Origin of the sequence: Flavobacterium sp., from assembly GCF_027484205.1 — a bacterium.
Lineage (GTDB): Bacteria > Bacteroidota > Bacteroidia > Flavobacteriales > Flavobacteriaceae > Flavobacterium.
Genome location: NZ_JAIXUB010000028.1, coordinates 38818 through 47170 on the forward strand (window position 1 = coordinate 38818; position 8353 = coordinate 47170).

Consider the following 8353-nt stretch of genomic DNA (forward strand, 5'->3'; position numbering starts at 1 on the left):
TGTAATTCTTAACTATAATCCTATGAGTTTATCAACGCTAAGTATAAAAAGACCTGTTTTTACAATTGTAATCAATTTAACCATTATTTTATTTGGAATAATTGGCTATAGTTATTTGGGAGTAAGAGAATTTCCATCTATCGATCCTGCTCAAATTAATGTTAGAACAAATTATACTGGTGCCAATTCTGACATTATTGAATCTCAGATAACTGAACCATTAGAAAAAGCAATCTATTCAATCGATGGAATTAGAAATATTACTTCTTCGAGCAATCAAGGTTCGAGTAATATTAATATCGAATTTAAACTAGAGAAAAATCTTGAAGAAGCTGCCAATGATGTTCGTGATAAAGTATCGCAAGCCATTCGAAGTTTACCTCAAGATATTGATGCTCCACCTGTTGTTTCAAAAGCCGATGCCGATTCTGATCCAATTGTGACGATGACCGTTCAAAGTGAAACAAAAAATGCTTTGGAACTTAGCGATTATGCCGAAAATGTAATTGCAGAACGATTGCAAACTATTCCTGGTGTTAGTAGTGTTCAAATTTGGGGACAAAAACGATATTCAATGAGAATTTGGATTGATCCTGTAAAATTGACTTCTTATGGTGTGACAGTTTCTGATGTTAGAAATGCTTTAAATAGTCAAAACGTTGAATTGCCGTCCGGAAAATTAACAGGTGCAAATACCGAATTAACGGTAAAGACTTTAGGAAATTTATCGACAGCTGAAGAATTTAATAACATCATCATAATTTCAGATAATTCTAGAGTGGTTCGTTTGAGTGATGTTGGAAAAGCTGAATTAGGTCCAGAAAACTTAGAAACTAGATTTACTGGTTCAGGAAAGCCCATGGTTGGATTGGCTGTTATTCCACAACCAGGAACTAATTATTTGGATATAGCTAATGAGTTTTACAAAAAATATGATGTTTTAAAAAAAGAATTACCTTCCGATATTGAACTGAATATTGCTTTAGATAATACTATTTTTATCAAAAAATCGGTTGTAGAAGTTGCTGAAACACTTTTAATTTCAATCATTCTCGTTATTTTAATTATCTTCTTATTCTTTAGAGATTGGTCCATTGCATTCCGACCTTTAATTGATATACCGGTTTCGTTGATTGCTACTTTTTTTATCATGTATTTATGTGGATTTTCGGTAAATGTATTAACGCTTCTTGCCATCGTATTAGCCACAGGATTAGTAGTTGACGACGGAATTGTTGTAACTGAAAACATTTTCAAAAAAGTAGAAGAAGGAATGTCGCCAATTGAAGCTGCAATTAAAGGTTCTAATGAGATTTTCTTTGCTGTAATTTCGATTTCTATAACTTTGGCAGCAGTATTCTTACCAATTATATTTCTCGAAGGTTTCGTTGGACGATTGTTTAGAGAATTTGGTGTTGTCATTGGAGCAGCGGTTTTAATTTCTGCATTTGTATCATTAACATTAACACCAATGTTGAATGCCTATTTGATGAAAGGTGGCGAGCAAAAGAAAACCCGTTTTTATGAATTTACCGAACCTTATTTTGTTAGTTTAAACAAAGGTTATGCAGAGGCTTTAACAAGTTTTATGAAGAAAAAATGGTTGAGTTTTCCAATAATAATTATTTGTATTGGACTGATTGCCTTATTTTTCACAATAATTCCAAAAGAAACAGCACCTTATGATGATAGAAGTTTGGTGGTTGTAAGTGTCACAGCTCCAGAAGGCTCTACTTATGAATATACCGACAGATTTATGCAAGAATTATCTGGATTGATTAATGATTCCATTCCAGAAAAAAAGATTGCTCTTGTCATTACTGCTCCAGGATTTTTATCTTCATCAGTAAATACAGGGCGAATCCGTTTGGCACTTAAAGATCCTGAAGATAGAGAAGCTTCACAAAAAGAAATTGCTGAACGTTTTACCAAACTGACAAAAAAATATTCGGAAGCTAAAACTAATGTTTCCGAGCAACCTACGATTTCAGTAAACAGAAGAGCTGGTTTACCAATTCAATATATTATTCAAGCACCAAATTTTGAAAAATTGCGTGAAAAAATTCCGCAATTCATGGATTTAGCGAATCAAAATGAGACCTTCTCAACGGTTGATGTGAATTTGAAATTTAACAAACCAGAAATCAATGTTACTATCGACAGGGAAAAAGCAGAGAGTTTAGGAATTTCAGTATTAGATATAGCTCAAACATTGCAATTATCACTAAGTGGACAACGTTTTGGCTACTTTATGAAAGATGGAAAACAATATCAAGTGATAGGACAATTTGAAGAAAAAGACCGAAACAAACCCTTGGATTTAACCTCGATGTTTGTAAAAAGCAAAAATGGAACTTTAATTCAAATGGATAATGTGGTAAAAGTGGAAGAGCAGAGTAATCCGCCACAATTATTTCATAACAATAGATACATGTCAGCTACCGTATCGGCTGGATTAGCTTCGGGAAAAAGTATGGGCGATGGAATTGATGCGATGAATGAAATTAAGGAAAAAGTTCTAGATGCTTCCTTCACAACTGATTTAGGTGGTGAATCAAGAGATTTTGTTGAAAGTAGTTCCAATACCTTATTTGCTTTTGGGTTAGCATTGTTATTAATTTACTTAATTCTTGCAGCACAATTTGAAAGTTTTATCGATCCATTCATCATCATTTTAACGGTACCAATGGCGGTTGCTGGAGCTTTATTTTCATTGTGGTTATTTGGTCAAACTTGGAATATTTTTAGTCAAATTGGAACCGTAATGCTAATTGGACTCGTCACCAAGAACGGAATTTTAATTGTCGAATTTGCCAATCAATTACGAGAACAAGGCAAAACAAAATTTGAAGCTATCATTGAAGCTTCAGAAGCACGTTTACGTCCAATTTTAATGACGAGTTTAGCTATTGCCTTAGGAGCATTACCTATTGCAATGTCACTTGGAGCAGCTTCTACAAGTAGAATTGGTATGGGTGTTGTTATTGTTGGTGGAACCTTATTTTCATTAATTCTGACACTTTTCGTAATTCCTGCTATATATTTAATGTGGTCAAGAGCCAAAAAACACCGTCCTGAATTTGATAATTTAGATGCTCTTGAAAAATAAAATTTAAACCTATGAAAATTCGCTTTACATATATATCAATTCTTTTTTTATTTAGTTTTCAACTTCAAGCACAAGAGATTTTGAAATTGGAAGATGCTGTCAAAATTGCTTTAGAAAACAATTACGACATTAAAATTGCTAAAAACAATTTGAAAATTGATGAAACAAATTCCACTGCAGGAAATGCCGGAATGCTTCCCATTATAAGTGCTAATGTGGTTAATAATAATAGTATTTTAAATACTACTCAAACCCAAGCAAGTGGCGAACAACGAACCTTAGATAATGCAAGAAATTTGAATTTAACTTATGGTGTTGGATTAGATTGGACTGTATTTGACGGAATGCGGATGTTTGCCCGAAGAGAACAACTAAAAGTTTTACAAAAACAAGGAGAAGCTGAATTGAAATTAGCAATTCTAACAAAAGTTAGCGACGTATATACTACATATTTTGATTTGGTTCAACAACAACAGCAAATCAAAGCTTTAGATACTGCCATTGTAATTTCAAATCAACGATTGACAACAGCTCAAAATCGCTACTCCATTGGAAAAGCAGCTAAATTAGAAGTTTTAAATGCACAAGTAGATTTGAATACCGATGTGAGTTCGCGATTGAAACAAATAGAGTTATATCAGAATTCTAAAATTAGATTGAATGAGATTTTGGCAAGAGACACCAAATCAGAATTTAAAGTAGAAGATGAAATTACAATCGATGCATCGCTAAAATATGATGATTTAAAAACTCTATCTGAAAAACAAAGCCCTCAGTTACAAGCTCAATTATTGGAGAAAAACAATGCAGAACTTCAATTAAAGCAAGTAAAAGCCGCAAGATATCCTACAGTCCGAATAAACTCTGGATACAATTTTACCCGATCTGAAGCATCCTTAGGATTTATAACACAATCTTCTGGGCGTGGATTTGTTTATGGCATAAATGCTTCTGTCCCAATATTTGATGGATTCAATCAAAATAGAAATGAAAAAGTTGCAAAGCTTCAAGTTCAAAATGTTGAAAACACTATTAGTCAGCAAAAATTAGCTTTAGAATCGCAACTTGGTATGGCTTATCAAAGTTATACAACCAATTTAGAATTGACAAAAGTTGAAGAGAAAAATGTAGAAATTGCCAAACAAAATTTGGATATTACTCTAGCAAAATTCAAAATTGGAACTATTACACCAATCGAATACAGAACAGCTCAATTGAATTACGTGAATGCTTTAGTTCGCTACAGTAATGCTCAGTTTCAAACTAAACTTTATGAAATTTCATTAAAAGAATTTTCAGGTTCACTTGGATTTTAATTGGTAAAAGTATTACTCATTCAATTTAGTTTCTTCTAAATTTTGAACTTCATCTTCTGTAAATAATCTGTAATTTACTTTAAATGTTTTTCCGTAAGGTGTTTCTAAAGAAAAACCTCCTGCTCCAATTCCGTCAATTACATCTAATGTAAAATGAGCATGTTTCCAATATTCAAACAAATCTTTGTCGAGCCAAAACTCAAATCCTTTGATAGTTCCGATACAAACATCACCATATCTTAAATAAAAACCACCTTTTTCAAAACATTGTGGTTGTGTACCTTCACAACATCCTCCAGCTTGATAGAACATCAAATCACCAAATTTCTCTGATAAAAAATCAATTAAATCCAATGCTTTTTGTGTAGCATCTAAACGTTTTATTTTTTCCATACTATTGTAAAATTGAAAGCCACGAGTTTCAAACATACTGAATTCGTGGCTTTTTGCTTAATAAACGATTTTATTAAAAGAAACCTAATTTGTTTTTGTTATAAGAAATCAACATGTTTTTTGTTTGACGATAATGATCTAACATCATCTTATGATTTTCTCTACCAATTCCAGATTGTTTATAACCTCCAAAAGGTGCTCCAGCAGGATAAGCATGATATTGGTTTACCCAAACACGACCTGCATGAATCGCTCTTGGAACTTGATATAATTCATGAGCATCACGAGTCCAAACTCCAGCACCTAAACCATACATTGTGTCGTTTGCAATTTCGATAGCTTCCTCTGTTGATTTGAAAGTCGTAACCGCTAAAACAGGTCCGAAAATTTCTTCTTGGAAAATTCTCATTTTGTTGTGACCTTTAAATAAAGTTGGCTGGATATAATAACCTCCTTCTAAATCATCACCTAAATGGTTCACATCGCCACCACATAATAATTCTGCACCTTCTTCTTTTCCTAACCTGATGTAAGAAAGAATTTTATCTTTTTGAATTTGCGATGCTTGTGCGCCCATCATCACTGTTGGGTCGAGTGGATTTCCTGTTTTAATAGCATTTACTCTTGCCAATACTTTTTCAATAAATCTATCGTAAATGGATTCATGAATTAAAAGTCGTGATGGACATGTACAAACTTCTCCTTGATTAAGGGCAAAAAGAGCAACACCTTCAAGAGCTTTATCTAAAAATTCATCGTCAGCATCCATAACTGATGGGAAGAAAATATTAGGAGATTTTCCACCTAATTCTAAAGTTACTGGAATAATATTTTCTGTAGCATATTGCATTACCATTCTACCCGTTGCAGTTGAACCAGTGAACGCAGCTTTAGAAACTTTTGGATTAGTCACTAATGTTCTTCCTAATTCTGCTCCAAAACCGTTGACAATATTCACAACTCCAGCAGGAATTAAATCACCAATCAGTTCCATTAAAACCATAATAGAGATTGGCGTACTTTCTGCCGGTTTTAAAACTACACAATTTCCTGCTGCTAATGCTGGTGCAAGTTTCCAAACCGCCATTAAAATTGGGAAATTCCATGGAATAATTTGAGCAATTACACCTAATGGTTCGTGCATTATAATAGAAACTGTATCTTTATCTAATTCTGTAATCGAACCTTCTTCTGCACGAATGACACTAGCAAAATATCTAAAATGATCAATTGCTAATGGGATATCTGCAGCCATCGTTTCTCTCACTGCCTTTCCGTTATCTAAGGTTTCGACTGCTGCAATAAATGCTAAATTTTCCTCGATTCTATCGGCAATTTTATTTAGCATGATGCTTCTTTCTGTTGCAGAAGTTTGACTGAACGATTTAAATGCTTCATAAGCAGCATCAACAGCCATTTCTGTATCCATTTTAGCAGAATGTGCTGCTTTTGCCATTAGCTTTCCATCAACTGGAGATAGAACTTCGAAATATTGTCCTGTAGATGGTGCAACCCATTTTCCGTTGATGTAATTATCATACTTTTCTTTTAATTGTGGTCTTTGAACTAAATTACTCATAAGTTTAATTTTTTGATTTATCCAAAAGTAATTTTATCCTCAATAATTTAATAGCACAATTTGTTCAAATTATAGCACAAAAATACACTATACGAAATTTTTACTGTAATTAATTAAATAATACTCAATAAATAGAAGTTATTTTTAACATACTGATAAATAATAAAATTTGAAATTTGAAAAATGGATAACCAAAACTTCATACTAAAATCATAATTTTTAAGTTATTATAATTATGAAAAAGTTGCTTTACATAGTAATTGCCTTAACCATTTTAGCATCTTGCAAAAGCAAAAAAGTTATTAATGATTCCTCTTCATCTCCTAAAAAAGATGAAGTAAAAACCGCTGAAAAACCTATAGATGTAAAATCTCGTTTCGTAAAAATGAGTTTTAAGGAAGTAAATTCGCAAAAAGTAACACGAGCATACCATCTAGGAAAACGTTTATTAGAAACATGTAATACTTCAAAATTTAAACCGTTTACTAAAGAAGAAGCAACTGAAAAAGTAATTCAAAATGCAACCGTTGAAAAGTTATCAAAAGCATGCCAAAAAATATTATTTAAAAATGGTAAGTTTATTGATATTGAATTGATAGATATCACGAATGATACAGAAACTAATGATTTAGTTTTTAGATACAAAATTGACTATGAAAAGAAATATTTTCAGCGTGAATTATACATTACAATAAACTCTGAGGGAAAAGTAGCAGGAATGAAAACTAAAGAACTTCCTAGGAAACCCTTGTAATTTTATTGTAGATTATTAAAATCAAATTTCCAATCGACATCTTTTTGATACCACAATTGTCCTCCTGATACTAACAATGGAGAATCAAAATTATTGTTATAAAGTGCTCCAGTACCTAAACCTTGAGGCATAGAATTATTTTGCAAAAATGTCCATTGCGCAATTGCATTTAAACCAATGTTACTTTCAAGAGCTGAAGTAATCCACCAACCAATTTTATATTTTTCTGCAAGTTCAATCCATTGTTTTGTGCCACGAAAACCTCCAACAAAACTTGGTTTTAAAATGATGTATTGTGGCTTAATTTTTTGCAATAAAGTTTCTTTTTGTTCAATTGAAAACACACCTATTAATTCTTCGTCTAAAGCAATTGGAATTGGAGTTGTTTTACATAACAATGACATTGTGTCAGTCTGATTTTTTGCGATAGGTTGTTCAATACTATGGATTTCATAACCAGATAATTGATTCAATTTATTTAAAGCTAAACTCTCACTAAAAGCACCATTAGCATCAACACGAATTTCAATAGTTTTTGCATCAAAATTTTGACGAATGAAGCGCAATAAATCCAATTCTTTTTGAAAATCTATAGCTCCAATTTTTAGTTTTATGCAATGAAATCCTTGTGCTAATTTTTCTTCTATTTGGTCTTTCATAAATTGCTCATCGCCCATCCAAACCAAACCATTTATTGGAATAGATTTTGTTGAATTTGTAAAATCGGAAGGAAGTAAAACAAAAGGATTTTCGCTTTCAAGAGATTTAAAAGCCATTTCAACTCCAAACTGAATCGACGGAAATTCAATCAATTCGTACCATAATTGTTCTTCTCCGAGATGAATGTTTTGACAAGTCCATTTTAGTTTTTCTTCATAATCATCTCGATCATCAATACTTAATCCTCTGAGAATTCCGCACTCGCCTATTCCTTTTTTACCATTTTCTTCAAGGACAATAAACCACGTTTCTTTCTGCGTCAAAACACCACGAGATGTTCCTGATGGTCGTTTGAAGTCGAGTAAGTATTTGTGGTAAGTTGCTTTCATTAAATTGGGTTTCGAGTTTCGAGTTTCGGGTTTCAGGTTTTAGGCTTCAGGTTTCAGGCTTCAGGTTTCAGGTTTCAGGTTTCAGGTTTCAGGTTTCAGGTTTCAGGTTTCAGGTTTCAGGTTTCAGGTTTCAGGTTTCAGGTTTCAGGTTTC

The 8353-nt window shown here is 32.6% G+C and carries 6 protein-coding genes; 3 read left to right on the top strand and 3 right to left on the bottom strand.

Annotated elements, in window-relative coordinates:
• The first annotated feature begins 22 nt into the window (after nucleotides 1-22).
• A complete protein-coding gene (locus Q0049_RS15980; protein ID WP_298122035.1) occupies nucleotides 23-3109 on the top strand; it encodes an efflux RND transporter permease subunit in 3087 nt (1028 codons plus the stop codon).
• Between the two features lie 11 nt (nucleotides 3110-3120).
• Nucleotides 3121-4425, top strand: coding sequence for a TolC family protein (locus Q0049_RS15985; protein WP_298122038.1), 1305 nt, complete (start codon nucleotides 3121-3123; stop codon nucleotides 4423-4425).
• 12 nt (nucleotides 4426-4437) lie between these two features.
• On the opposite strand, the gene Q0049_RS15990 is transcribed toward Q0049_RS15985, so the two are convergent.
• Together Q0049_RS15990 and Q0049_RS15995 are read right to left on the bottom strand one after the other, a co-directional pair.
• The gene (locus tag Q0049_RS15990) at nucleotides 4438-4818 is read right to left on the bottom strand and encodes a DUF779 domain-containing protein (protein WP_298122040.1); all 381 of its coding nucleotides are present in this window, start codon (nucleotides 4816-4818) and stop codon (nucleotides 4438-4440) included.
• Between the two features lie 73 nt (nucleotides 4819-4891).
• Nucleotides 4892-6397 carry an aldehyde dehydrogenase family protein gene (locus tag Q0049_RS15995; RefSeq protein ID WP_298122043.1) on the bottom strand — a complete coding sequence of 502 codons (1506 nt, stop codon included), beginning with the start codon at nucleotides 6395-6397 and terminating at the stop codon, nucleotides 4892-4894.
• Between the two features lie 235 nt (nucleotides 6398-6632).
• Between Q0049_RS15995 and Q0049_RS16000 the strand changes: the two genes are divergently transcribed.
• Nucleotides 6633-7151 (top strand): hypothetical protein, encoded by a 519-nt coding sequence (locus tag Q0049_RS16000; RefSeq protein ID WP_298122046.1) that lies wholly within the window; start codon nucleotides 6633-6635, stop codon nucleotides 7149-7151.
• Nucleotides 7152-7153: 2 nt separating this feature from the next.
• On the opposite strand, the gene Q0049_RS16005 is transcribed toward Q0049_RS16000, so the two are convergent.
• Nucleotides 7154-8200, bottom strand: coding sequence for an o-succinylbenzoate synthase (locus tag Q0049_RS16005; protein WP_298122047.1), 1047 nt, complete (start codon nucleotides 8198-8200; stop codon nucleotides 7154-7156).
• Nucleotides 8201-8353: the final 153 nt, after the last annotated feature.

What these genes read in the sequence shown, in the direction of transcription:
- Q0049_RS15990 (WP_298122040.1), bottom strand. Translation starts at nt 4,818, where the DNA reads ATGGAAAAAATAAAACGTTTAGATGCTACACAAAAAGCATTGGATTTA.
- Q0049_RS15985 (WP_298122038.1), top strand. Translation starts at nt 3,121, where the DNA reads ATGAAAATTCGCTTTACATATATATCAATTCTTTTTTTATTTAGTTTT.
- Q0049_RS15980 (WP_298122035.1), top strand. Translation starts at nt 23, where the DNA reads ATGAGTTTATCAACGCTAAGTATAAAAAGACCTGTTTTTACAATTGTA.
- Q0049_RS16000 (WP_298122046.1), top strand. Translation starts at nt 6,633, where the DNA reads ATGAAAAAGTTGCTTTACATAGTAATTGCCTTAACCATTTTAGCATCT.
- Q0049_RS15995 (WP_298122043.1), bottom strand. Translation starts at nt 6,397, where the DNA reads ATGAGTAATTTAGTTCAAAGACCACAATTAAAAGAAAAGTATGATAAT.
- Q0049_RS16005 (WP_298122047.1), bottom strand. Translation starts at nt 8,200, where the DNA reads ATGAAAGCAACTTACCACAAATACTTACTCGACTTCAAACGACCATCA.